Source organism: Paenibacillus sp. URB8-2 (genome assembly GCF_013393385.1).
GTDB lineage: Bacteria > Bacillota > Bacilli > Paenibacillales > Paenibacillaceae > Paenibacillus_AQ.
The window spans coordinates 935,187-959,036 of record NZ_AP023239.1; the positions used below are offsets into that span (position 1 = coordinate 935,187).

At 52.8% G+C, this 23,850-nt stretch carries 25 protein-coding genes; 20 read left to right on the forward strand and 5 right to left on the reverse strand.

What is annotated here, in order from left to right:
• Positions 1-4: 4 nt before the first annotated feature.
• The 8 genes from PUR_RS04300 to PUR_RS04335 are packed head-to-tail and all read left to right on the forward strand — an operon-like array spanning position 5 to position 7,913.
• Positions 5-1,180 carry a glycosyltransferase family 4 protein gene (locus PUR_RS04300; RefSeq protein ID WP_179034179.1) on the forward strand — a complete coding sequence of 392 codons (1,176 nt, stop codon included), beginning with the start codon at positions 5-7 and terminating at the stop codon, positions 1,178-1,180.
• A complete protein-coding gene (locus PUR_RS04305; RefSeq protein ID WP_179034180.1) occupies positions 1,143-2,330 on the forward strand; it encodes a glycosyltransferase family 2 protein in 1,188 nt (395 codons plus the stop codon). The genes PUR_RS04300 and PUR_RS04305 overlap by 38 nt, the downstream gene beginning before the upstream one ends.
• Positions 2,221-3,345: a glycosyltransferase family 1 protein gene (locus tag PUR_RS04310; protein ID WP_179034181.1), complete on the forward strand. Its 1,125-nt coding sequence runs from the start codon at positions 2,221-2,223 to the stop codon at positions 3,343-3,345. Before PUR_RS04305 ends, PUR_RS04310 begins: the two co-directional genes overlap by 110 nt.
• Before the next feature lie 5 nt (positions 3,346-3,350).
• Positions 3,351-4,298, forward strand: a complete 948-nt coding sequence (locus PUR_RS04315; protein ID WP_179034182.1) for a glycosyltransferase family A protein — start codon at positions 3,351-3,353, stop codon at positions 4,296-4,298.
• Positions 4,295-5,368 carry an EpsG family protein gene (locus tag PUR_RS04320; RefSeq protein WP_179034183.1) on the forward strand — a complete coding sequence of 358 codons (1,074 nt, stop codon included), beginning with the start codon at positions 4,295-4,297 and terminating at the stop codon, positions 5,366-5,368. The genes PUR_RS04315 and PUR_RS04320 overlap by 4 nt, the downstream gene beginning before the upstream one ends.
• Before the next feature lie 12 nt (positions 5,369-5,380).
• The gene (locus PUR_RS04325) at positions 5,381-6,124 is read left to right on the forward strand and encodes a glycosyltransferase family 32 protein (RefSeq protein ID WP_179034184.1); all 744 of its coding nucleotides are present in this window, start codon (positions 5,381-5,383) and stop codon (positions 6,122-6,124) included.
• Positions 6,125-6,129: 5 nt separating this feature from the next.
• Positions 6,130-6,744 (forward strand): sugar transferase, encoded by a 615-nt coding sequence (locus PUR_RS04330; protein ID WP_179034185.1) that lies wholly within the window; start codon positions 6,130-6,132, stop codon positions 6,742-6,744.
• Positions 6,745-6,746: 2 nt separating this feature from the next.
• Complete coding sequence (locus tag PUR_RS04335) at positions 6,747-7,913, forward strand: aminotransferase class I/II-fold pyridoxal phosphate-dependent enzyme (protein ID WP_179037743.1); 1,167 nt, start codon at positions 6,747-6,749, stop codon at positions 7,911-7,913.
• A 321-nt stretch (positions 7,914-8,234) separates the two neighbouring features.
• Here PUR_RS04335 and PUR_RS04340 read toward each other — a convergent pair whose 3' ends face one another.
• Positions 8,235-8,588 carry a hypothetical protein gene (locus PUR_RS04340; protein ID WP_179034186.1) on the reverse strand — a complete coding sequence of 118 codons (354 nt, stop codon included), beginning with the start codon at positions 8,586-8,588 and terminating at the stop codon, positions 8,235-8,237.
• Between the two features lie 73 nt (positions 8,589-8,661).
• Positions 8,662-9,321 carry an acetyltransferase gene (locus PUR_RS04345; RefSeq protein ID WP_179034187.1) on the reverse strand — a complete coding sequence of 220 codons (660 nt, stop codon included), beginning with the start codon at positions 9,319-9,321 and terminating at the stop codon, positions 8,662-8,664.
• 230 nt (positions 9,322-9,551) lie between these two features.
• Here PUR_RS04345 and PUR_RS04350 point away from each other — a divergent pair, with 230 nt between their 5' ends.
• From PUR_RS04350 to galE, 12 genes are read left to right on the forward strand one after another with little or no spacing between them, the layout of a single operon-like run.
• Positions 9,552-10,733, forward strand: coding sequence for a nucleotidyltransferase domain-containing protein (locus PUR_RS04350; protein WP_179034188.1), 1,182 nt, complete (start codon positions 9,552-9,554; stop codon positions 10,731-10,733).
• A 41-nt stretch (positions 10,734-10,774) separates the two neighbouring features.
• Complete coding sequence (locus PUR_RS04355) at positions 10,775-11,419, forward strand: acyltransferase (protein WP_232101714.1); 645 nt, start codon at positions 10,775-10,777, stop codon at positions 11,417-11,419.
• On the forward strand, positions 11,416-12,612 hold the full coding sequence (locus PUR_RS04360; protein ID WP_179034189.1) for a glycosyltransferase: 1,197 nt from the start codon (positions 11,416-11,418) through the stop codon (positions 12,610-12,612). The genes PUR_RS04355 and PUR_RS04360 overlap by 4 nt, the downstream gene beginning before the upstream one ends.
• Positions 12,613-12,639: 27 nt before the next feature.
• Positions 12,640-13,671, forward strand: coding sequence for a glycosyltransferase family 2 protein (locus PUR_RS04365; RefSeq protein ID WP_179034190.1), 1,032 nt, complete (start codon positions 12,640-12,642; stop codon positions 13,669-13,671).
• Positions 13,672-13,686: 15 nt separating this feature from the next.
• Positions 13,687-14,844, forward strand: coding sequence for a polysaccharide pyruvyl transferase family protein (locus PUR_RS04370; RefSeq protein ID WP_179034191.1), 1,158 nt, complete (start codon positions 13,687-13,689; stop codon positions 14,842-14,844).
• Positions 14,845-14,852: 8 nt separating this feature from the next.
• Positions 14,853-16,055 (forward strand): glycosyltransferase, encoded by a 1,203-nt coding sequence (locus tag PUR_RS04375; protein WP_179034192.1) that lies wholly within the window; start codon positions 14,853-14,855, stop codon positions 16,053-16,055.
• Positions 16,052-17,251, forward strand: a complete 1,200-nt coding sequence (locus PUR_RS04380; protein ID WP_179034193.1) for a glycosyltransferase — start codon at positions 16,052-16,054, stop codon at positions 17,249-17,251. Before PUR_RS04375 ends, PUR_RS04380 begins: the two co-directional genes overlap by 4 nt.
• Before the next feature lie 12 nt (positions 17,252-17,263).
• The gene (locus PUR_RS04385; protein WP_179034194.1) at positions 17,264-17,827 is read left to right on the forward strand and encodes an acyltransferase; all 564 of its coding nucleotides are present in this window, start codon (positions 17,264-17,266) and stop codon (positions 17,825-17,827) included.
• A 40-nt stretch (positions 17,828-17,867) separates the two neighbouring features.
• Positions 17,868-19,070: a glycoside hydrolase family 88 protein gene (locus tag PUR_RS04390; RefSeq protein ID WP_179034195.1), complete on the forward strand. Its 1,203-nt coding sequence runs from the start codon at positions 17,868-17,870 to the stop codon at positions 19,068-19,070.
• Positions 19,067-19,948: a glycosyltransferase family 2 protein gene (locus PUR_RS04395; RefSeq protein ID WP_179034196.1), complete on the forward strand. Its 882-nt coding sequence runs from the start codon at positions 19,067-19,069 to the stop codon at positions 19,946-19,948. The genes PUR_RS04390 and PUR_RS04395 overlap by 4 nt, the downstream gene beginning before the upstream one ends.
• 38 nt (positions 19,949-19,986) lie before the next feature.
• Complete coding sequence (locus PUR_RS04400; protein WP_179034197.1) at positions 19,987-21,534, forward strand: lipopolysaccharide biosynthesis protein; 1,548 nt, start codon at positions 19,987-19,989, stop codon at positions 21,532-21,534.
• A 4-nt stretch (positions 21,535-21,538) separates the two neighbouring features.
• A complete protein-coding gene (galE, locus tag PUR_RS04405; protein WP_179034198.1) occupies positions 21,539-22,573 on the forward strand; it encodes a UDP-glucose 4-epimerase GalE in 1,035 nt (344 codons plus the stop codon).
• Positions 22,574-22,651: 78 nt separating this feature from the next.
• On the opposite strand, the gene PUR_RS04410 is transcribed toward galE, so the two are convergent.
• The 3 genes from PUR_RS04410 to PUR_RS04420 are packed head-to-tail and all read right to left on the reverse strand — an operon-like array spanning position 22,652 to position 23,755.
• Positions 22,652-22,981 carry a helix-turn-helix domain-containing protein gene (locus tag PUR_RS04410; protein WP_124696397.1) on the reverse strand — a complete coding sequence of 110 codons (330 nt, stop codon included), beginning with the start codon at positions 22,979-22,981 and terminating at the stop codon, positions 22,652-22,654.
• Positions 22,982-22,997: 16 nt separating this feature from the next.
• Positions 22,998-23,456 (reverse strand): lasso peptide biosynthesis B2 protein, encoded by a 459-nt coding sequence (locus PUR_RS04415; protein WP_179034199.1) that lies wholly within the window; start codon positions 23,454-23,456, stop codon positions 22,998-23,000.
• Positions 23,453-23,755, reverse strand: coding sequence for a lasso peptide biosynthesis PqqD family chaperone (locus PUR_RS04420; protein WP_232101715.1), 303 nt, complete (start codon positions 23,753-23,755; stop codon positions 23,453-23,455). The genes PUR_RS04415 and PUR_RS04420 overlap by 4 nt, the downstream gene beginning before the upstream one ends.
• Positions 23,756-23,850: the final 95 nt, after the last annotated feature.

Sequence of the window (23,850 nt, forward strand, 5' to 3'; positions counted from 1 at the left end):
GCCCATGTCCCGAAAAGTGTTGTTTTGCGCAACCGTCGACTTTCATTTCAGAGCCTTTCATCTGCCTGTAATGGAATGGTTTAAAGAGCGAGGCTGGGAAGTTCATATCGCGGCACGCGGAGAACTCGATCTGCCTTCTGTCGACAGGAAATTCAATATCTCCATTGAACGGTCGCCGCTGCGCAGCGGGAATTGGGCGGCTTACCGACAGCTGAAGGATATTATGAAGCGCAACGACTATGACATTATTCATGCGCATACGCCGATGGGCGGTGTTCTTGCCCGGCTGGCCGCGGCCGGCTCACGCAAGAAGGGAACCCGGATGCTGTACACTGCCCACGGTTTTCATTTCTGCCAAGGCTCTTCGCTTGCGAGCTGGCTGCTCTATTATCCGATCGAGAAAGGTCTTTCACGGCTGACGGATTGTTTGATTACAATCAACGATGAAGATTATCGTCTGGCCGTGGGCCGGGGGTTTAGAGCCGGGCAGATTGAACATGTGCACGGCGTGGGCGTAAATACGGACAAATTCAAGCCCGCTGCGCCCGCTGAAAAAGAACGGCTGCGGCAGCAGTCTGCATACGGAACGGAGGAGGTGCTGATGTTCTATGCCGGGGAGTTCAACGGCAACAAGAACCATCAGCTGCTCATCCGCGCTTTGGCCCGGATCAAGGATCAAGGAGCCGGAATCAAGCTTCTACTCGCGGGGGAAGGTCCGCTTCAGGAGCAGTGTCGCCTGCTGGCATCGGAGCTTGGGGTCGCGGGCCAGGTGGATTTTCTCGGCTACCGGAAAGATATTGACCGGCTGCTGCCCTTGTGCGACGCGGCGGTTTCGTCAAGCCTGCGGGAGGGGCTGCCGGTCAATATTATGGAGGCGATGGCCTGCGGCCTTCCCGTTATCGCCACAAGAAACCGGGGGCATGCGGAGCTTGTGAAGCCCGGGGAAAATGGATATCTTGTTGAACCCGGAACCGGGCAAGAAGAGCGGATGGCCGGATATATGCTTGAGCTTAGCCGATCCTCCGAACTGCGGAGCAGGATGGGGAAGAAGAGTTTGGAGCTTGTCCAAACGTATAATTTGACGTCGGTCGTCAAGGAGCTTGGTTCCATCTACATAGGGCATATGCGGGAGGAGGAGAGCTATGAAGCCGGAAATCAGCATTATCATGCCCATATATAATATGGAAGCCTATTTACACCGTTCTCTGGACAGCCTGCTGAACCAAACCTTCAGCGACCTGGAGATTATCGCCGTTAATGACGGGTCGACGGACGGCAGCCTCTCCATCCTCCGGCAATATGCCGAAAGGGACGACCGCTTGATCCCGATCAACCGGAACAACGGCGGCGTATCTTCTGCCCGTAATGAAGGCATCAGAAACGCAAGAGGAAGGTACATCGCCTTTGTCGATCCGGATGATTGGGTGCAGCACGATATGTTCATGGAGATGCGCGAAGCGGCGGAGCGGGAAGATGCGGACATCGTCATGTGCACTTATATGCGTGAATTCGGAACGCATGCGAAAGAGAAAGTATTCCGGATTCCGGATATGGAGGTATACCGTCTCCAAGAGGTTCAGGATCGGATTACAAGACGGCTGTTTGGTCCGCTAAGAGAGGAATTGGCGGAGCCCGATTATCTGGACGCCTGGGGGACCGTGTGGGGCAAGCTGTACCGTGCGGATTTGATCGAGAGGGCGGCAGCCTCTTTTATCGACCTGGAGACGATCGGAACCAACGAGGATTCGCTCTTCAACATCCATGTATGCCACCATGCCCGTTCCTTCGTCTTTCTGAGCCGCCCGTTCTATCATTATTGGAAGGCCAACACTTCATCTATCACCTCACGCCACAATCCCTTGTTGGAGAGCAAATTCAATAATCTGTACGGCCACATGAAATCTTATATCCGGGAGCGCGGGCTGCCGGAGGAATATACGGCGGCGCTGCATAACCGGATTTGCGTCAATACCTTTGGGCTCGGACTCAATATTATAAGCGAGGATTACAAGGCGTCGGCATTCGCCAAAATCAAGGAGATCCGCGCGCTTGTTGCAAAGCCCGAGGTGGCATCCTCCTTTGCCGGATTTGAACTGCAATACTGCACCGGGGCCTGGAAGATCTTTTTTCTGATGGGCAAATGGAAAATGGCTGCAGGGATGTATCTCATGTTAAACGTAATCAACCGATTGCGTTTCAGGAAGACGGGAGGTGTGGATAATGGAGCCCGTTCGAATTCTGCAGGTCGTCACCGTCATGAACAGGGGCGGACTGGAAACCATGCTCATGAACTACTATCGCCAGATGGACCGCGCCGACATTCAGTTTGATTTTATGGTACACAGGCTGGAAAGGGGGCACTATGACGACGAAATCGAGTCTATGGGCGGGGTCATCTATCGGATGCCGCCAATCAAACCGGGGAATTACCGGCTGTATTTCAATAAACTGACGGAGTTCTTTCATGCGCATCATGAATACAGGGTGGTCCATTCCCATATCAACGAGAACAGCAGCTTTGTTCTGAGGGAGGCCAAAAGAGCCGGTATTCCGTGCCGGATTGCCCACAGCCACCTCAGCGATCTAAGGCTGGACCTGAAATTTCCTTTCCGCGTATACGCCAAATATGTGATGAAGGATAATCCCAACCGGTATTTTGCCTGCTCGAAGAAAGCGGGACGCTGGCTGTTCGGCAGAGAGATTGAGGAACGGAACTCTCTCGTTGTGATGAATAATGCGGTCAACCTTCGGGAGTTCGCCTTTGACCCCGCCGTCCGCGAGAAGGTCAGGAGCGAGTTTCAGGCGGGCGAACGTTTGGTTATCGGCCATGTCGGGAGGTTCAACGAGCAGAAGAATCACTCGTTCTTGATTGACATCTTTCACAGCGTTTACCAGAGGAACCGCAATGTGCTCCTGGTTCTGGTCGGAGAGGGATATCTGGAGCCGGCGATCAGGCAAAAAGTCGAACAGCTCGGATTAAAGGATCATGTCGCCTTTCTGGGTGTCCGTTCGGATATCCCAAGGCTGATGCAGGGCATGGACTTGTTCCTGTTCCCGTCCTTGTTCGAAGGGCTGCCGGTCGTTCTGGTGGAAGCGCAGGCGGCGGGACTGAGATGCATCGCTTCCAGCTCGATTACCCCGGAGTCGGATTTGACGGGCAGGGTGAGGTTCATCAGTCTTCAGGAGCCGGCCGACCTTTGGGCGCGGGAGATTCTGGACAGTTCCTGTGAGCGTGCGGATACATCGGAGCAGCTGCGCGAAAGCGGATATGACTCCGCGAAGACCGCAGAGTGGCTGGCCTCTTTTTACCATACGGAATGTCAGCCGATTCTTAATCAGAGGTGAGCAAAATGGCCCCAACGCTTACGGTCTTTACCCCGACCTACAATAGAGCGCATACGCTGCATTTATGCTACCAGAGCCTGATCAGGCAGTCCTGCAGCGATTTTGTCTGGCTGATCATCGACGATGGCTCGACGGACCGGACAAAGGACCTGGTAGAGGGTTGGATACGCGAGGGCAGGGTGCCCATCCGTTACCATTACCAGGACAATCAGGGAATGCACGGCGCGCATAACGCCGCCTATGAACGGATCGATACGGAGCTTAATGTATGTATCGACTCCGACGATTATTTGGCCGATGACGCCGTGGACACAATCATCTCGTTTTGGAGGGAGCACGGAAGCGGGGAATATGCCGGCATCGTGGGCCTTGACGCCTCGCCTGACGGAGAGGTTATCGGAACGAAAATGCCGGAGAAGCTGAAGGCTTCCACGCTGAGCGGCCTGTACGCCAAGTGGAAGGTCAAGGGCGACAAGAAGCTGGTCTACCGCACGCGGGTGACAAGCGGCGTTCCGCCATACCCGATTTATCAGGGCGAGCGGTATGTCCCGCTCTCGTATAAATACTTGCTGATCGATCAGCAGCTTCCGCTGCTGGTTATGAACGAGGTGCTGTGCCATGTGGAATATAGAACCGACGGCTCAAGCCTGAACATGCTTAACCAATACCGCAAGAACCCGCAGGGCTTCGCCTTTTTTCGGAAAGTGGCGATGCAGTATGCGCCGTCGTTTAAAGAACGGTTCCGCGAAGCCGTTCATTATGTGTCCAGCAGCCTGATCATGGGGAACCGCCAGTTTGTTGCGGAGTCGCCCCGCAAGGGGATGACGCTGCTGGCGTCTCCGCTCGGAATCTTGCTGTACCTGTACATCCGGCGGACGCAGCGTTCCGCGCCGGTCTCCGCGCCGGAAACGCCGAATCCGGCCAGGCTGGTGCAGGAGAGTGACGCGCAATGACCGTGTTATGGATTCACTTGGCATTTGCTTATCTGTTCTCGCTTTCGGCCAGGTATTTCTCCACCCCGGATGCGGCGCTTCCTGTAAACGTCAGACCGAATCGTCTTCTGTTCTTCCTGACAGCGTTGTGGTTCTGCCTCATTTCCGGGCTGAGAAAAAATATCGGAGACACGGAAACGTATATCCACACCTACCGGACCGCCGATTTCACCTGGGAGTACATCTGGAAGACGGGCGACATCGGGTTCAATATTTTTCAAAAGATCTTGAAGATGTATACGGGCAACCCGCAGTATATGATTCTGATTACGGCGTTTGTCACCAACATGCTCATTATTATGGTGCTCTACAAATATGCCCGGCTGTTCGAGCTCGGCGTATTTATCTATATCACTTCCGGCTCGTTTATTGTCTCGATGAACGGAATCCGGCAGTTTCTGGCAGCTTCGATCGTTTTCGCCGCGATGAAATATCTTTTTGAAGGCAACTGGAAGAGGTATATCCCGGTTGTGCTGTTCGCCTCTTTGTTTCATCAAAGCGCGCTGGTTCTTATTCCAATTTTTTTCATCGTCCGCAGAAAAGCCTGGACCGTTTCGACCCTGCTGCTGCTGGGAGTCGCGGTCATCATCGTCTTCGGCTTCAACCAATTTTCGGAGCTGTTGTTCTCGGCGATCAAGGATACGAACTACGGCAAGTATGAGACCTTCTCGGAGGGAGGCGCCAACATGCTGCGGGTGGTCTTTTACGGATTGCCGCTGGCTGTTGCTTACCTCGGGAGGCAGAAGCTGAGCGCAATCTTCTCCGACATCGATGTGATCGTGAATATGGCTCTGATCGGCTTCGTATTGATGCTCGTTTCTACCCAGAACTGGATTTTTGCAAGACTGGCGATCTATTTCAACCTTTATCAGATTTTGCTAGTGGCTTGGATCGTGAAAGCGTTCCGGAAGAAGGATCAGAAGCTGATCTACATGATTGTGCTGGGTGTGTACCTTGTCTATTTCTTTTATGAAAATGTGCTCACTCTCGGCATTGAATATCGAAGCAATTTCATTACTTGGTTTAATTAAGGAGGCAGCCGGATGAATTCTTCGGAGAAGATCCCCAAGGTTGTCCATTATTGCTGGTTCGGACGCGGAGAGAAGCCGAGAAAGCTGCAGAAGTGCATCAAAAGCTGGCATAAGCACCTGCCTGAATTTCAATTCGTGGAATGGAACGAGGACAACTTCGATGTGACGGTTAACCGGTATGTACAGGAAGCCTACGAACAGCGGAAATATGCTTTTGTCAGTGACTATGCCCGGCTGCATGCTTTATATAGTCAGGGCGGAATTTACATGGACACGGATGTTGAGGTCATCAGACCGCTGGACCGTTTTCTGGAGCTGGAGGCTTTTTCCGGATTCGAGGATGGGCATTTTCTGCAATCCGGCACGATGGGGGCGGTCGCCGGGCATCCCTGGATCAAGGAACTTCTGGATTATTACGAAACCCGGAGCTTTCTTCTGCCGGACGGCTCGCCCGATACGACAACGAACACCGCGGTGATCAGCGAGATTTGTATGCGGCACGGTTTGGAGCTTAACGGACAGTATCAGGTGACGGAGAACGGCGTAAGCTTTTTTCCCCGGACTTACTTCAGCCCTTACGACTACATAAACGGCGGTAGCTATCTGACCGGAGAGAGCTATACGATTCATCATTTCGCGCAGTCCTGGCTGCCGCTTCACGTCAGGATCAGGAGCGGCGTGAAGCGGACGGTCAGCCGTGTGGTGGGTCCAAATAATATCGCGAGAATGCGAAAGCTATTTTCTCAAGGGTCGTGAAGAGGATGAAAAGATGGTTTGATCTCGCCGTGTCGGTGCCGGTATTGCTCCTGTTCTCTCCCGTTATCGCGGCGACGGCGCTGCTGGTCCGTCTGAAGCTCGGCTCGCCCGTTCTGTTCAAACAGCAGAGGCCCGGACTGCATGGTCAGCCGTTCGATGTCTATAAATTCAGGACGATGACGGATGAGCGGGACGAATCGGGACAGCTGTTGTCCGACCATATCCGCCTTACGCCGTTCGGACTATTTCTCCGGAAATACAGCCTTGACGAGCTTCCTCAGTTGTGGAATGTGGTCAAAGGCGATATCAGTCTGGTCGGCCCCAGGCCGCTGCTTATGAGCTATCTGCCGCTGTATACGGAAGAGCAGGCCAGACGTCATTTGGTCAAGCCGGGAATAACCGGATGGGCCCAGGTGAACGGACGCAACGCGATTTCCTGGGAAGAGAAATTCAAGCTCGATACGTGGTATGTCGACCACTGGAGCTTCGCTCTGGATCTGAAAATTTTGGTCTTGACCCTGCTTAAAGTAGTCAAATCGGAAGGCATCAGCAGCGGAAATCACGTGACCATGCCTGTATTTCAGGGAGGCGTGAACAAAGAAGAAGGAAGTCGAGGTTGATGATGATGGCAAAAGAACGGATATTTCTGTCCCCGCCCCATATGAGTGGCCGGGAGCAATTTTATATTGATGAAGCGTTCGAGACGAACTGGATTGCTCCGCTCGGCCCCAATGTCGACGCCTTTGAAAGGGAGATTGCCGAATATACCGGCGCCCTCGGAGCGGCTGCGCTGAGCTCGGGCACGGCCGCCATTCATATCGCGCTCTCCCTGCTTAATATCGGACCCGGGGACCGGGTGTTCTGCTCAAGCTTTACGTTCATAGCGAGCGCCAATCCCGTGCGTTACGTCGGGGCCGAGCCGGTCTTCATCGATTCCGAGCCGCAGACCTGGAACATGTCGCCCGAAGCGCTGGAAAGGGCCTTTGAGGACGCCGATCGGGAGGGCCGTTTGCCCAAGGCGGTCATCGTTGTTCATTTGTACGGGCAGAGCGCCAAGATGAACGAAATCCTGGCCGTATGCAACCGGTATGAGGTGCCGGTAATTGAGGATGCCGCGGAATCGCTGGGCTCCACCTATGAAGGAAAGGCGAGCGGCACGCTCGGCAAGTTCGGCATCTACTCGTTCAACGGCAACAAAATCATTACGACCTCCGGCGGAGGCATGATCGTTTCCGATGACGAAGAAGCGTTAAACAGAGCGCGCTTCCTGGCGACGCAGGCGAGAGACCAGGCGCCGCATTACCAGCACAGCGTCACGGGATATAATTACAGGCTCAGCAATCTCCTCGCGGGAGTGGGCCGAGCCCAGCTTCAGGTTCTGGAAGAGCGGGTGGAGGCTAGAAGAAAGATATTCGAGAACTACCGGGCGGCTTTCGGTGAGCTGAAGGGCATCGAGTTCATGCCGGAACTGCCGAATACGCACTCCAACCGATGGCTGACCGCCCTTACTGTTGACGAAGAGGAAGCCGCGGTCAAAATAAGCGATCTGCTTCAAGCGCTTGCCGCCGATAATATCGAAGCCAGACCGCTGTGGAAGCCGCTCCATCTTCAGCCGGTGTTCGAAGGCTCGCGCTTTTATCCGCACAGCGAGACGTTATGCGTATCCGAGCGGCTGTTCCAGTCCGGAATTTGTCTTCCTTCCGGCTCGAGCTTAAGCCTGGATCAGCAGCAGCGGGTGATTGAATGCATTCAGCGCTCACTGGGGAAGGTAGCGAACCCTGCCCGTTAGGCGCCCGGATTTCCGGACGGTCCCGCTGTTCGCGAATCCGTAACCTTGCGGAATCGGGAACAGGCATGGATTATCGCCGTGATCGGAGGAACGGGCAAACATGTGGTTCGATACGAGCTGCAGCGAGGTGCTACGAACCAAACGAACCAAACGAACCAAACGCACTCATGAACCAAATGAACCCATGAACCCATGAACCCATGAACCCATCAACCAAACGAACTCATGAACCAAATGAACCCAATAATGCAAAAACCTGAAATTGTACATCTTTTTTCGGACTTGGAGCTTTCACTGGATGGGATGCCTGCAAAAATACAGTTATTGCCGGTTCAACTCTCCAATCCAGCCGGAAAAGCCTGAAATTCCTGCACCATAGCAGGTTTTTCCCGCTGACTCTCGTTTCTGCTCGAAAAAACCTGCACTTTCGCCGTTTTGCAGCAGGAGACCAAAACTAATCCGTAACCAACGGGATTCTTGCGGTGTCGCCGCCAACGAGATCTTGCGGTGCGGCTGCCAACGGGATTCTTGCGGTGTCGCCGCCAACGGGATTCTTGCGGTGTCGCCGCCAACGAGATCTTGCGGTGCGGCTGCCAACGGGACTCTTGCGGTGCGGCCGCCAACGGGATCCTTGCGGTGCGGCTGCCAACGGGATTTTTGCGGTGTCGCCGCCAACGGGATCCTTGCGGTGCGGCTGCACCGCGCATCCCCGCCGCGCCGCTCCCCGTTCATCCCTGCCGCTACAAATCTACAAATACCGCTCGCCCGCGGCGCGCGATCTTGCGATGACGGCAGGCGTTCCGTAGGCCACGGCGTATCCGCCGATATCGGCAAGCACGGTGGCCCCCGCCCCAATTACGGTATGCTCCCCGATGCGAACGGAGTGAATGACGTTCGCCCCCAGAGAAAGAACGCTGTATTCGCCGATCGACACGTTCCCGCCGGTCGTGGCGCCCGGCGCCAGCGTGGCATAATCCCCGACCCGGCTGTCATGATCGACCGATGCCTTCGGATACAGCACGCAGTGTTCGCCGATGACCGTGTCGCTGTTAACGACAGCCCCCGCCATCACGACGGTGCCTTGTCCCAATACGGCTCCCCTGGCGATCCAGGCGCCCGGATGGACAGCCGTAACGAAGGGGAAATCCGGGCAGAGGGAGGAGATGCGGTCGACGATGCCTGCCCGGCCCCAGTTGTCTCCGATGGCGACGATGCCGCCGTCTATTTCCTCCCGGTGCTCCAAAAGATATTGTTCGTTTCCGAGAATCCGGTATCCATAAACTTCGGAGCCGGCGGCCTTGTAGCTGTCGAGCAGCCCGGCGATCCGGTACCGTCCTTCTCGCTCAATGGCATCAGTCACCGCTTTGGCATGTCCTCCCGCTCCGAATACGACGATGTTTTTCTTCAAACCTCAGTCCCCCTTTCTGATTTCAATATAGCATACCGCCAACGATCCCGGATCAATTTATAGTTTTGTGCAACTTAGCAATTGACAACTTTCAGGCAGGAGTGTTACGCTTTACTTGTGTTCGTTAAATAGAACAAAAATGATAATTTTTGTTCGCTATGTTCTCGTTCGCAATGTTCTCGTTCGCTATGTTCTCGTTCGCTATGTTCTCGATAGTAAGGAGATATCCCATGGGAAATCTATTTGCCCTGAAGACGGAAGTTCTGTCAACCGAAATGCGTCTTCTGCTGGCGCTTCTCGCGGCGGAGAAGACCTGGGACTTGCCGGATCGCTTCCCGGACCTGTTCCGCACGGCGGATTGGGAAGAGTTTGTAAAGCTCGCGCTGCATCACCGCGTATATCCCAATCTCTATCCCAAGATGAAGAATCTGGGGGAGGATGCAGTGCCCGCCGAAGTGATCGGCTGCCTGTATGCGCACTACAGCCGAAATACGTTTCAGATGCTTCATTTAAGCGCTGAAATGGAATTTCTCGACGGAGAGCTGGCCCGGAGAAATATCCGCGCGCTCTTTCTTAAAGGGCCTGTCATTGCCAAGGATCTGTACGGGGACATCTCCCTGCGGACCTCCTGCGATCTGGATCTCCTGATCCCGATGTCTGAACTGTCCGGTGCAGAATCCATGCTGTCCAGTCTGGGGTATATCAAGGACGATTATATCCATACCGTTCTGAACGATTGGAAGTGGCGGCATCACCACACGACCTTCACCCATCCGAAAAAAGGCGTCAAGGTGGAGCTTCATTGGAGGCTGAATCCGGCTCCTTCCGGAGAACCCGATTTCGAGGAGCTGTGGGGACGAAGACGGATCAGCGGGCTGACCAGCCGGCCGGTTGCCTATTTGGGGAAGGAAGACCTGTTTCTGTTCCTCGTGTCCCATGGGGCGCGGCACGGATGGTCGAGACTGCGGTGGCTGCTGGATATTAAACAGCTGCTGCTTCAGCGGCCGGATGCCGGCAAGCTGACCGCTCTGCTTCGCAAGTACCGCTACTACCACGTCGGCGGACAGGCGCTAACTCTGGCCCAGGAATTGCTGGACGCCGAGATCGCAGGTGAGCTTGGGCGAATGGAGCGCGCTCCGAAATCGCGGGCGATGGCGCAGGCGGCGATGTTCTATCTGGAACGGATGGTTAATCTGCATTCGCTCCCCGTTCCCGACGATGTGGCCTCCTATCACAAGCGGCATCAATTCGCGCTGTTTGCGCCGGTTCAGAAGCTCGTATTCATCCTGAGCTTTCTCTTTCCCTACCCGGAGGATGCGGAGACGCTGCCGCTGCCCAAACCGCTGCATTTCTTGTATGTTCCGCTCCGGCCTTTTTTATGGGCCTGGAGGAAGAGCAAACGCTTTACCTGATTTCGGCTTCGGCCGCTTAACGAAGGGAGATGAGGCTACAGATGATTGGAAAAGTGTTGAAGACGGTCTACAGGCAGTACCGCGAACGGGGCCTGTTAAGTACGCTGGCCATGAACCTGTCTCATTTCATCGGATTTGTGCGGGGGCTGTTCTATAAGCTGATATATTTCGGCAGCATTTCATATGCCCCGTTCTCCATGCAGGGCAACAGCACGATCGAGATCTTCAACAGGAACTCCAGACTGAAGCTCGGCAGCTTCGTTTTTATCCGCAAGAATGTCAGCATCCGGCTGGATCACGGCGGCGAGCTGAGCCTGGGGGATAAGACGTTCATCAACGATAACTGTACGATCAACTGCGTTCACCGCATCGCGATCGGCGATTATGTAAAAATCGCCCCGAATGTCTGCATCAATGATCATGACCATAATTATAAGCCGGATTCGGAAAGCCATCTGCTTCAGGATGAGGTCATTATTGGCAGCCATGTATGGATCGGGGCGAATACGGTGATTTTGCGGGGAACCGTGATCGGCGACCATTCAGTGGTTGCGGCCGGGAGTGTGGTCAAAGGGACGGTGCCGCCGTACACCTTGTTCCTTAACAAGCGGGAGAACAGCTATAAAGAAATTGCAGGGGCGAACGTATTCGCTATGGCGCCTGCCGTATCGGGAGGACAGCCATGAAGAAGAACATCCTCATATCGGTGTACGATCTGGAAATCGGCGGAATCGAGCGAAGTCTGATCAATATGCTGGAAGCTTTCGATTACGAGCGTTACGAGGTCGATCTGCTCGTGTTCCGTCACCAGGGAGACTTTATGGAGATGATTCCCCGGGACGTAAATCTGCTGCCGGAAAAGAAGCCGTATACCGTGCTCCGAAAGTCGCTTCGAGAGTGTCTTACGGACGGAAGCTATCTCGCCGCTGGCGTGCGGCTGGTCTCGAAGGCCATGGCCCGCATCCGGGCTATGCGAAGAAAGCTGAACGAAGGTCCCGGCTATATCCAGATGCAGTGGGAGGCCAAGCTGTCTTCCTATTATTTTCCCGGTCTCCGTAAAACGTACGATCTAGTTATCAGCAACGGCTGGCCGCATGACATCACCCTCAAAAAGGTGAAGGCGCGAAAAAAACTCGCCTGGATTCATACGGATTACAGCAAGCTGGAAATCGACAACAGGATGGATCTCAAGGTGTGGCGGGAGTTCGATTACATCGCTTCCATCTCAAACGACTGTACGGCCTCTTTTATAAGTACATATCCGGAGCTCCGCCACAAAATTGTCCAGATCGAAAATATTATCTCTCCCGAATTCATCAAGAAGATGTCCTCTGCGGAAGATGCGCCCGAGGTTACGAACACGTTTAACGTTGTGTCTGTCGGCCGGCTATCCTATGTCAAGGGTTACGACATGGCCGTTCGGGCTTTAAAGACGCTGCACGACCGCGGGATGACCGACATCCGGTGGTATGTGATCGGATATGGAGGCTATGAGCAGGAGCTGAAGGAGCAGATCGCCCGAAACGAACTGGAGGAGAGCTTCATCCTTTTGGGCAAAAAATTAAATCCCTATCCCTATATCAAAAGATGCGACGTGTACGTCCAGCCGTCCCGCTATGAAGGGAAAGCCATAACGATTACGGAAGCGCAGATTCTGGGCAAGCCCGTCATCATCACGAATTACCCCACGGCGCCAAGCCAGGTCACAGACGGAGTCGACGGAAGAATCTGCGAGCTCAGTCCGGAAGGGATTGCGGAAGCCATTCAAAGCCTGTACCAAAGCCGCGAGACGAGAAACGTCCTCATTCATAATCTTAAAGATAAAGACTACAGCAACAGCTATGAATTGAACAAGCTCTATGAGCTGATCCCTTCCTAAATGAATGCGAAGGAGCCGCCTAAACCTATGAGTGTTAAAGTGAGCGTTGTTATTCCGGTATATAATGCGGGCTCCCATCTTAGAGAATGCATAGAATCTCTGATGAAGCAGACGCTCGGAGAGTGCGAGTTTATTTTTGTGAATGACGGGTCTACGGATGACAGCAGAGCGATTATAGAAGAACATCTTCCGCTTGACCCGAGAATTCGATTCATCAATCAGGAAAATGAGGGAGTCAGCATCGCGCGCAATGCGGGCCTTAAGGCAGCCAGAGGACAATATATCGGGTTCGTGGATGCCGACGACACCGTGGAACCCGATATGTTTGAGGTGTTATATACCGGCGCCGTTCAATGGGGCTGCGATGCCGTCATTTCCGATTTTGAAAGCAGCGCAGGTTCTCATCGCATCGTTACGAGTTTTCCGCTGCCCCGAAACGTAAAGCTTGACCGGGGATATATCCGCGAGCAGCTGTTGCCCGAATTTATCAAATCGGATGTGCTCAATTCCGTATGCAACAAGCTGTATAAGGCGGAGGTTGTAAAAGAAAACCGGGTCGCTTTTCCCGCAAAGGTTGCGCTGGGGGAGGACGGATACTTTAATGTCCTTTTTTTCAGCGGGGCGGACAGTGCGGTATACATCGATTATTGCGGGTACCACTACAAAGAAACGGCAGGCAGCGCTACCCGGAATATAGCGGAGAAGGATTATTTCGCCAGGGCGGTTCAGGTTTATGAAGCCCGGCTGCCGCAGATTTATACGGGCCTGCTGGGCGAGAAGGAAATTGCCGAATTGAAATCGGAGAAGCTGATCAATACGGTGATGTCCATCATTCATCTATATTTTGAGCCTTCCCGGGAGATGGGGCTGCGCCAAAGATACAAGTATATCAGGAACATGATCGGCAGCCGAACCGTGAGGGAAGCACTGCCCATCTATTTGGAGAATCATTTCAGCAACTCGGACCGGTACCGGAGAATGCTGCTTGGAATGATCCGAAGGAAGGTCGTGCCAGGCTTATATTTAGCAACTGCATACAGCAGAATGCGAAACAGATAACGAGGAGGCGGAGCCATGAAGATCATGATGTTTTTACATGGCGGGAGTTTAAACAGGGGATGCGAGGCGATTGTACGCTCCTCCACAACCATCATCAAGGAGAAAATCAATGATTCCAAAGTCTATCTGGCCTCGAACCGGCCGGAAAGCGACCGGGTGATCACGGCTCTGGACGGGATTTACGACGGGTCTGACAAGTCGATCAGGAAGTACTCGTATGACTGGCTCCTGTCCTCGTTTAAAGTGAAGTTTTTTAAAGATGAATCCTTTATTTTCGGTAAAATCCATCACAACATTATTAAGCACATCAACGATATGGATGTCTATCTCTCGATTGGCGGGGACAACTACTGCTATGGCGAGCAGCCGGGGTGGTATGAAATTGACCGTAGAGTCAAGGAAGAGGGCAAGAAGCTTGTCCTGTGGGGCTGCTCCATCGGAGAGGAGGATATGACCGCTCTGAAATTGGAGGATCTGAAACGGTTTGATCTGATCCTGGCCCGCGAATCGCTGACCTATGACATGCTGAGGGGCAAGGGACTGCACAATGTCCGTTTATGCGCTGATCCGGCTTTTACGATGGAAAAAGAAGAGCTGCCCTTGCCCGAAGGCTGGCAGACCGGAAATACGGTCGGCTTCAACTTCAGCCCGCTGGTGATGAACCGCAACAAGCAATCCGGTACAGCCGCCCGGGAACTGATCCGTTACATTTTGGACACTACAGATATGACGATTGCTCTCACTCCCCATGTTATCGAGAACGGGAATAATGATTATGAGGTATTGAAGCAATACTTCGAGGAGTTTAAGCATACCGGCCGGGTGATCCTGCTGCCCGATCATCTAACAGCCATCCAGTATAAAGGATATATCGCGAGAATGAGATTTTTCATCGGAGCCCGGACCCATGCCACGATAGCCGCTTATTCCAATTTGGTGCCGACCATGGTACTGGGCTACAGCGTGAAGTCGAAGGGCATCTCCAAAGATATTTTCGGCGAGGAGAAGCTGGTGCTCGGGATCGAGGAAATATCCAGCGGAGCCAAGCTGATTCATAAATTTGACGAAATGCTGAGAGAAGAGGACCGGATCAGGCACACCTTGCAGAAGTCCATTCCCCAAATCAAAGCCATGTCATACAAAGCCGTCGATTATTTAAAAGAACTGGCGTGAGGCCCGTTATGAAAAAGAACATACTGTTCGTCATGCCCAGTCTGTCCGCCGGCGGAGGAGAAAAAAGCTTGGTTAATTTGCTCTCCCAGATTGATTTCGAGCAATATGCCGTCGACCTGTTCCTCTTCAACCACGAAGGGATTTTTATGGAGTTCCTGCCCAAAGAGGTAAATGTGCTGCCGCTTCCGGAGAGCTTCAAGCTGTTCAATCTGCCGCTTGCCCGTTCCGTCAAGGAGCTGGTGCTCCGGCAAAAGCTCCCTCTGGCATACAGCCGGGCGATGTTTGCTTTCAAGAATGCCACCTCGCAGAGCCACGCGGTTACCGAGCAATACAGCTGGAAGTATATTTCAAGGTCGGTGGAGCCCTTGGAGAAACGATACGATGTTGCTATCGGCTTCCTTGAGAAGACATCTACTTATTTCTGCGTCGATAAAGTGAGCGCTGTCAAAAAGATCGGCTGGGTTCACATCGATTACGACAAACTGGGCATGGACCCGGAGTTTGACAAAGGGTATTTTCAGCGGCTGGACCACATTGTCACTGTGTCGGAGGAATGCGCCGACATTCTCGGCAGACGGTTTCCGGAGCAGCGGCACAAAATTGAATTGATCTACAATATTATTTCCCCGAGAATCATCCGGCAAATGGCCGATCAGGCCAAAGGTGACGTCTACGGACGGTCCGGGAATGAAATCGTGATTCTATCCATTGGCCGCCTGCATCCCCAGAAGGGCTATGAATTGGCGATTGCGGCTTGCAAGCTCCTGGTTACCCAAGGATACGATATCCGCTGGAATATTATTGGAAGCGGAGAGGAGAAGGCCAAGCTGACAAGGCTCATCCGGGAGAACGGTCTGGAGAAGAATTTCAAGCTGCTGGGGCTTATGACCAATCCGTACTCCTATATCAAGCATGCCGACTTCTATGTGCAGACCTCCCGGTTCGAGGGCAAATCCATTGCCATTGATGAGGCGAAAATCCTGAATAAACCGATTCTCGTCACCAATTTCAGCACCGCCAAGGATCAGATCAGACATGAGCATAACGGCTTGATTGCCACAATGAATCCGGAGGATATCGCCCGCGGAATCGTGCGGCTGATTGAGGACCCGGAGCTGAGAACCCGGCTGTCCCGCAATCTTTCCTGGGAGAAGCTGGGCACGGAGGAAGAGATCGATAAACTTTATAAGCTTGTAGGTGAGGCGCAATGAAGAAGAAGCTGCTGTTCATTATGAATAATCTTCACTGCGGCGGCGCGGAGAAGTCCCTGATTTCTCTGCTGCAGACATTGGATTATTCCCGCTACGAGGTCGACCTGTTTCTGTTCAGGCATGAGGGCTTGTTCATGTCCCAGATTCCGGGGTCCGTGAATTTGATGAAGCCGCCTCCGGATAATCTTTATTTTAATATGTCGATCAAAACGGCGTTCGCCGACTGCTTCCGTAAAGGCAAGCTCAAGGTGGCCCTTGCCCGGCTGTTCGCGCAGTACATCTTTGTAACCGAGAAGAATGAAGCCCGCTCCGAGCAGCGGGCGTGGAAATATGTTTCCGCTTCGATCCCCCGGATTGGCGGCAAATATGATGCGGCCATCGGTTTCCTTGAGAAGAATCCGATCTATTGCGTCATCGACAAGGTGGATGCGAAGGTCAAGATCGGCTGGATTCATACCAATTACGCCAGCCTGCGGATGGATGCGGCGATCGACAGGCCTTTTTTTGACCGGCTGGATTATATCGTTACCGTCTCTGACGAATGCGCCAGCGCGCTGCACAAGGCGTTTAAGAATCAAACTAGCAAGATCAAGGTGATCCATAATATCGTTTCACCATCCATTATCCGGCGGATGTCCGATCTGGCAATGCCGAAGCCGCCCGCTTCCGGCAAGGATTGTACGAATATTACAACCGTGGCGCGGCTCAGTCCAGTGAAGGGAATCGACATTGCGATAGAAGCCTGCCGGATTCTGGTGGAGCAAGGATACCGAATCCGCTGGAATGTTCTCGGTTACGGGACCGATCAGGAATTGCAGGAATGCACCCGGCTGATCCGGCAATACGGTCTGGAAGAATGCTTCAAGCTGCTGGGAACGGTCGATAATCCCTATCCTTACTTGAAGTCGGCAGACATTTACGTCCAGCCCTCGCGGTTCGAGGGGAAATCCATTGCCGTCGATGAAGCCAAAATCATGGCGAAACCGATCGTCGTCACCAATTTCAGCACCGCCAAGGAACAGATTGAACATCGGCTAAACGGCTGGATCGCCGGGATGAATCCGGAAGAGCTTGCCGAGGGAATACGGAAAGTCATCGAGGACGTACCGCTGAGGACCCGTTGGGCGGAACGTCTGTCCCGGGAGAAGCTGGGGACGGAAGCGGAAGTGAATAAACTTTATGAATTGATCTCGTGAAGGGGTGAGCCCATGTTCGAGAGAGTTAAGAAAGCCATCGCATTTCGGCTGGGGAGAATCAGCGCGGAGGAATTGAACATCAATGCATGTATCAACCAGGGAATGACGGTCGGACGGGGCTGCCACGGGTTAGGCGCCGCCACAATCGACTACGCGCACTGTTGGCTGATCGAAATCGGCGATAATGTCACTTTCGCTCCGCAGGTGTATTTATTGGCTCACGACGCAAGCACCAAGCGGCATCTGGATTATACGAAGATAGCGAAGATCGTCATTGAAGACGGGGCCTTTATCGGAGCAAGAGCTTTGATAATGCCGGGCGTAACCGTAGGAAAGAACTCAATCGTGGCCGCAGGCAGCGTCGTGACCAAATCCGTGCCGGAGGGCATGGTCGTTGCAGGCAATCCTGCAAGAGTTCTGTCCACAACCGAGGCGTATATTCAAAAGCATAAGGAGAAGATGGAACAGTCGGACTTGTACGACGAGACTTGGACGATCGGCCGCCGGATTTCGCCGGATATGTGCAGACAAATGTCGGATCAATTGATGGACGGCTCCGTCGGCTATGTGAAGTGAGCCTTGAGCCTAAATACGATCCCGAAAGGATTTGCCCGAGATGGTTATACAGCTTCTGCTTTATCTCATTCTTGCTATTGTTGTCATCGCCGTTGCCATTGATCTTATCCCTGTCTGGAAAAGCTGGTTTGGGCGGATACATATCGGCCGCTATAGCGACAAGCAGGTCTGGAGCCGCGCTCTGACCGTGAGGGGCTTATTCTGGCTTAGCAGAATGCCCGCGATTAAAGTCACCGATAATACCCGCCTCATCGTGCTGGATATGCTCAGGGGGAATTATACGAAAAGCGCGATCCAGCATTGGCAGGAGGCCGCCCTGCTGCTCGGCCTCAGCGAATATTTGCGGCATAACGACGATCCTGCCGCCAGGCAGAGCATCATGAAATTCCTGGATTCGAAACTGGACGGCGGCGGCCGATGGAAAGAACAGCCGAAGCATGTGGACACCGCTATTCTTGCCTACGCGATCATGAGCCTTGATTTTATCGATTCTGACCGGTATGAGCCGGCAGTGCACGCCATCTGGGAACTGATCCGGGAGCATCTGGGCGGCGACGGGACCGTAAGCTACCGCCAATCGATGGAAGGGTACCGCTATGTGGACACGGTCGGTTTCATCTGCCCTTTCCTTGTGGCCTACGGCTTAAAGTACGATCAGCCGGAGTGCGTTGATCTGGCGGTTAAGCAGATTGCCGAATACGAGCAATACGGGATGCTTGACTCCCATCATATCCCGGTGCATGCCTACAAAGTAGAGAACCGTATCCCGCTTGGGCTGTACGGATGGGGCCGGGGGCTCGGCTGGTTCGCCATCGGACTCATCGACGCCTGGAGCCAGCTGCCCCCGGATCACCGGCACAAGTCCGCTCTTGAACGCAGCGTAGAGAGGTATGCCCGGGCGGTCATGCGCTTCCAGCATCCGGACGGCAGCTGGAAATGGACGGTTACCCGCGGCGAATGCCGGCCGGACTCTTCAGCGGCGGCTACCCTGTCCTGGTTTCTCATGGGGGCTTCCGCCATCGAACGCATTTCTGCGGATTGCCGTTTATCGGCAGAAACCGCCATGCAGTACCTTATGGGGGTGACGAGACGCAGCGGAGCCGTCGATTTCTCGCAAGGAGACACGAAAGATATCGGCGTCTACTCGATGCTGTTCGATGTTCTGCCCTTTACCCAAGGCTATGCGATCCGCACGGTCAACCGGTATCTGAACACTTTCCATGAGAAGGGGGAGCCGAGATGAAAATAACCGTCTTTACCCCGACCTATAACCGGGGGTATATCCTCCCCGAGCTGTATCAATCGCTGCAGGCCCAGACCTTCGCCGATTTCGAATGGCTGGTGATCGACGACGGCTCGAACGACCGAACGCATGAGCTGTTTGACACCTGGCTGCGAGAGCAGAACCGGTTCTCTGTCCGCTATTACAGGGTGGAGAACGGGGGGAAGCACCGGGCGATCAACAAGGGGGTGGATCTGGCGGAAGGCGAGCTGTTCTTTATCGTCGATTCGGACGACCGCCTGACGCCGGATGCGCTGGAGAGCATCATGAAATGGGAAGAGGGGCTTACGGACAAGAGCCGTTTTTGTGGCGTCGCCGGAAACCGGGGAGCGAATGAACAGCATGTTTTGGGGACCACTTTCGAGGGCGAATATGTGGACGCCACCTCGCTGGAAAGAACCCGGCTCGGCATTACCGGCGATAAGGCCGAGGTTTTTTATACAGAAATTTTAAGAAATTACAAGTTCGACGAAATCGAGGGCGAAAAATTCATTACGGAATCGACGGTGTGGGACCGCATGGCCTACGACGGTCTGAAGCTGAGGTGGTTTAATCAAACCATTTATATTTGCGACTACCTCGAAGATGGGTTGACCCATAATATGAAACGGATTTTTTCAGAAAATCCGCAAGGAACGGCTCTTTATATCAAACAGCAGATTAAGCATTATGACTATGATTTGCGGGGAAGGCTTTCCAACTACAACTTGTACTACGATTTTGTGGGAGGCAGAACCGGTCTGAGAAAGGCGGCCCGCTATTTGGAAATACATCCTTTGACTTTATTCACCGCCACATGTCTGGTGCGGCTGAGGAAGCTTATGCTGCAGCGGCCCTAGCTCGTTCAAGCACACTGAAAAGGATATAGGGGATGGCCATGAGAGTAAAAAACTCCATCATCAACATAACGGCGGGCATCGGCAATCAACTGGTAATAACCCTGCTGAGCTTTGTATCCAGAACCGTCTTCATTAACAGCCTCGGCATCGAGTATCTGGGCGTGAATGGACTGTTCACGAATATTCTCGCGATGCTGACGCTGGCGGAGGCGGGAATCGGAACAAGTATTATGTACAGTCTATATAAGCCGATTGCGGAGAACGATTACGAGAAGATCAACAAGCTGATGCGGCTGTACCGCAGCGCCTATCTGGTCATCGCACTGGTCGTCACGGCGCTGGGCCTGTCCCTTCTCCCTTTTCTTGATGAAATCGTCAAAAACACAAGCATACATCATCTATATCTTATCTATCTAATATTCCTGCTCAATACGGTGACGCCTTATCTCTTCTCTTATAAAAATTCATTCCTGAATGTGAACCAGAAGAGCTATATCGTGACTGTGGCGTATTCCGCATCCTCCATTCTTTCAACCAGTCTCAAAATAGGCATCCTGTATTTTACTGCGAATTATATCCTGTTCCTGATCATCGACAGCATCCTGACTATCGTTACCTCGGTATTTCTGACCATGACCGCCAACCGGAAATATCCCTATCTGAGGCAAAAGGCCGCAGGCAAGCTCGACGCGGAAACCAAAGGCGGAATCATCAAAAATGTCAAAGCGATCGTCATCCAGAACATCGGCAGCTATCTGGTGCTCGGGACGGAGAATATTCTGATTTCCACCTTTGTCAGCATCGCGGCCGTGGGCCTGTATTCCAACTATAAAATGCTGATCGATATTGCCAGAACCTTTATCAATCAGGTGTTCAGCAATTTGTACCACAGTGTCGGGAATCTCGTATCCAGTGAGAGCGGGGAGAAGATATACAGTGTCTATAAAGTGATGCTGCTGCTCAGTTTCTGGCTGTATTCCTTGCTCACGATCCTCCTGTATCTCCTGATCGAACCGTTTATTGCGCTCTGGATCGGCGGAAAGTTCCTGATGACCGGCGGGGTTCTGCTCGTCCTGCTGCTGCTGTTCTATGAACGGGGAATGCGCAATCCAATCAGCACAGTGAAGACGACGGCCGGTATTTTTCATGAAGACCGCTTCGTTCCGCTGGCCCAGGCCGTCCTCGGACTTGGCGTTTCCATTATTCTTGTGCGGCAGATCGGCATTGCCGGCGTCTTTATCGGCTCCCTGTTCGGCACCCTGGCCATGCCCTTCTGGACGACGCCCTATCTGGTCTATAAAAAGGTGTTCCATCTGCCCGTCGCCGACTATTACCTGAAATATGCCTATTATTCATTGATTGGGATAAGCGCTTTTTTTGCGGCGTACTATACAAGCGGTTTTATCCATGCGGGGAATTTTTCACAACTGATAGTGAAAGGAATTGTCGCGTTTGCAACCGTCAACCTGATCTACTTCGCGGTATTTCATCGGAAGGAAGAATTTAAATACCTTCAGGGCATTACCAAGATTATGTTTGGCAAAGTCACCTTAAAGTTCAAGCCCCATTTGAAGAACGGAGGATGATGGCATGGCTATTCTAATTACCGGAGGCGCCGGCTATATCGGCAGCCATACTGCGGTGGAACTGCTCGAAGCGGGATACGAAATTGTGATTGTCGATAATTACGCCAACAGCCATCCCGAGGCAATCCGGCGGATCACGGAGATCACGGGCCGGACATTTCCATTCTATGAGCTCGATTTATTGGACAGTGAAGGGCTGGACGACGTATTTGCCCGGCACCCTATCGAGGCCGTGATTCATTTTGCGGGGCTTAAAGCGGTGGGGGAGTCGGTGGAGAACCCGCTCAAGTACTATCATACGAATCTGCTGAGCACCCTGACGCTGTGCAAGGTGATGCAGAAATACGAGGTGTTCCGCATTGTCTTCAGCTCATCGGCGACCGTATACGGCGCTCCGGAGTCTGTGCCGATTACGGAGGATTCTCCTGTCGGCGCCACCAATCCTTATGGACGCACCAAAGAAATGATCGAACACATTCTGCGTGATGTTGCGGTGTCCGATTCCCGCTGGGCCATTTCGATCCTGCGCTATTTTAACCCGATAGGAGCCCACAAGAGCGGGCGGATCGGCGAGAATCCGAACGGCATTCCGAACAATTTGCTGCCCTATATTTCCCAGGTAGCCGTCGGCAAGCTGGCCACGCTCAGCGTATACGGGAATGACTATCCGACAGTCGACGGCACGGGCGTAAGAGATTATATTCATGTCGTGGATCTGGCGCATGGCCATTTGAAGGCGCTGGAGCGGATTATGGGGCGCACCTCTGTGGATGTGTACAATCTGGGAACGGGCCGAGGCTTAAGCGTGCTGGAGATGGTGAGGGCCTTCGAGAAGGTGTCGGGCCAGGCCATACCTTACCGGGTTGCAGAACGAAGAGCGGGCGATATCGCCGTCTGCTACGCAGATACGTCCAGGGCGAATGAAGAATTGCAATGGCAGGCTGTCCGCGGAATTGAAGAGATGTGCGAAGATACGTGGCGGTGGCAATCGGTGAATCCCGGAGGCTATGCGGAGAGTGAACTGGAAAAAGCGAAGTAAAACAGAGCCGTCTCGAAGGCGTAATTGCTGGAGAGAGGGCTTTTTTTTGAAATATCAGAAAGTATAAGTTCACGCTGGCTACCGTCGTTCCATCCTCCATTTGTTGTACTCCAGGAAGTCGCGAAACTCTCTTTTGCTGATGCCGGAGTGCATTGCTTCCTTAATTAAGTCGTTCCATTCCATATCCGTCTGCTCGGCGTCTTCCTTCCGCTGATCCGAATGCAGGAATTCTTCTACGGTTATGCCCAGAACGGAGCCGACTTTTTCCAGAAACTGAATGGAGGGATTCTTCTGGATTCCGCGTTCGATCGAGCTTAAATAAGATTTGGCAACTCCGGCTCTTTCGGACAATTCCGTAAGGGAATAGTTCTTCTTTTTACGAAGCTGTTGTATCCGTTTACCGATCATAGCTGACCTCCGTTACTTAGCTGGTACCCGCAGATTTGGCGAATTTGTCGACAACAACGAACTGATCCATGACTTCCGCTCCGGAAATATAATAAGGACCGCTGCGAAGCCAAGCATGGGCTATCAGATTTCCGTCCTTGTCCTTGGCCGTTCCTAAATAAAGGGTGCTGCCGATGCCCCTTCTCTCCAGCATTTTCATACCCGCTATAGCCCTTACCAGGCATTTGCTGTCCCACGGTGTATATTTGCTGATCGTATTAATGGAATTGGCAATATGCCTCATGGAGGGAGTATGTTCTGAATCGCTGTCCCGATCCGTCTCTTGTCCTCTTTCACCGAGCGAAGGCGCCACTTTGGAGAACTTGTAGAAGAGGAGGGTGCGGGCCCATCCCAATAGCACAAAGGCTTCCAAATAAAACAAAAGGGTAGTCTTGTCCAATGTGAACAACAACCGGAGTTTGCTTACGAGCTTCATTCGGCATCAGCCACACGGATCAGATCTTCTTTCAGCAGATGCTGTAAAAAAGGAATGACGTCCTGCTCGCAAATGTCAGCGTCAATTTCATAGATTTGCTGAAGAGATTCTATAATTTCCTTTACAGACCGGGGAGTGCTGATTGCGCTCCAAATATCTCCTCCAACCTGTCCCAGGTTAAAATACTTTCCTTTTTGTACGCTCAGCATCACCTTTTCGCCATCCATATCGCTGACAATGTTTCCTTCGCATTGAACAAGAACGGTATCTATCGATAAAATCTTTGGCTGTTTCATCATTGATAATCCACTCCTTAATAGGAAATTTGGGAGGATAAATCAAAGGAATTCAATACGATTCCATGTTCTTTATAGAGAACGTTATTATAATAATA

What these genes read in the sequence shown, in the direction of transcription:
- PUR_RS04415 (WP_179034199.1), bottom strand. Translation starts at nt 23,456, where the DNA reads ATGAAGCTCGTAAGCAAACTCCGGTTGTTGTTCACATTGGACAAGACT.
- PUR_RS04320 (WP_179034183.1), top strand. Translation starts at nt 4,295, where the DNA reads ATGACCGTGTTATGGATTCACTTGGCATTTGCTTATCTGTTCTCGCTT.
- PUR_RS04370 (WP_179034191.1), top strand. Translation starts at nt 13,687, where the DNA reads ATGAAGATCATGATGTTTTTACATGGCGGGAGTTTAAACAGGGGATGC.
- galE (WP_179034198.1), top strand. Translation starts at nt 21,539, where the DNA reads ATGGCTATTCTAATTACCGGAGGCGCCGGCTATATCGGCAGCCATACT.
- PUR_RS04315 (WP_179034182.1), top strand. Translation starts at nt 3,351, where the DNA reads ATGGCCCCAACGCTTACGGTCTTTACCCCGACCTACAATAGAGCGCAT.
- PUR_RS04395 (WP_179034196.1), top strand. Translation starts at nt 19,067, where the DNA reads ATGAAAATAACCGTCTTTACCCCGACCTATAACCGGGGGTATATCCTC.
- PUR_RS04350 (WP_179034188.1), top strand. Translation starts at nt 9,552, where the DNA reads ATGGGAAATCTATTTGCCCTGAAGACGGAAGTTCTGTCAACCGAAATG.
- PUR_RS04360 (WP_179034189.1), top strand. Translation starts at nt 11,416, where the DNA reads ATGAAGAAGAACATCCTCATATCGGTGTACGATCTGGAAATCGGCGGA.
- PUR_RS04375 (WP_179034192.1), top strand. Translation starts at nt 14,853, where the DNA reads ATGAAAAAGAACATACTGTTCGTCATGCCCAGTCTGTCCGCCGGCGGA.
- PUR_RS04380 (WP_179034193.1), top strand. Translation starts at nt 16,052, where the DNA reads ATGAAGAAGAAGCTGCTGTTCATTATGAATAATCTTCACTGCGGCGGC.
- PUR_RS04305 (WP_179034180.1), top strand. Translation starts at nt 1,143, where the DNA reads ATGAAGCCGGAAATCAGCATTATCATGCCCATATATAATATGGAAGCC.
- PUR_RS04310 (WP_179034181.1), top strand. Translation starts at nt 2,221, where the DNA reads ATGGAGCCCGTTCGAATTCTGCAGGTCGTCACCGTCATGAACAGGGGC.
- PUR_RS04410 (WP_124696397.1), bottom strand. Translation starts at nt 22,981, where the DNA reads ATGATCGGTAAACGGATACAACAGCTTCGTAAAAAGAAGAACTATTCC.
- PUR_RS04300 (WP_179034179.1), top strand. Translation starts at nt 5, where the DNA reads ATGTCCCGAAAAGTGTTGTTTTGCGCAACCGTCGACTTTCATTTCAGA.
- PUR_RS04325 (WP_179034184.1), top strand. Translation starts at nt 5,381, where the DNA reads ATGAATTCTTCGGAGAAGATCCCCAAGGTTGTCCATTATTGCTGGTTC.
- PUR_RS04355 (WP_232101714.1), top strand. Translation starts at nt 10,775, where the DNA reads ATGATTGGAAAAGTGTTGAAGACGGTCTACAGGCAGTACCGCGAACGG.
- PUR_RS04400 (WP_179034197.1), top strand. Translation starts at nt 19,987, where the DNA reads ATGAGAGTAAAAAACTCCATCATCAACATAACGGCGGGCATCGGCAAT.
- PUR_RS04420 (WP_232101715.1), bottom strand. Translation starts at nt 23,755, where the DNA reads ATGATGAAACAGCCAAAGATTTTATCGATAGATACCGTTCTTGTTCAA.
- PUR_RS04365 (WP_179034190.1), top strand. Translation starts at nt 12,640, where the DNA reads ATGAGTGTTAAAGTGAGCGTTGTTATTCCGGTATATAATGCGGGCTCC.
- PUR_RS04390 (WP_179034195.1), top strand. Translation starts at nt 17,868, where the DNA reads ATGGTTATACAGCTTCTGCTTTATCTCATTCTTGCTATTGTTGTCATC.
- PUR_RS04335 (WP_179037743.1), top strand. Translation starts at nt 6,747, where the DNA reads ATGATGGCAAAAGAACGGATATTTCTGTCCCCGCCCCATATGAGTGGC.
- PUR_RS04385 (WP_179034194.1), top strand. Translation starts at nt 17,264, where the DNA reads ATGTTCGAGAGAGTTAAGAAAGCCATCGCATTTCGGCTGGGGAGAATC.
- PUR_RS04330 (WP_179034185.1), top strand. Translation starts at nt 6,130, where the DNA reads ATGAAAAGATGGTTTGATCTCGCCGTGTCGGTGCCGGTATTGCTCCTG.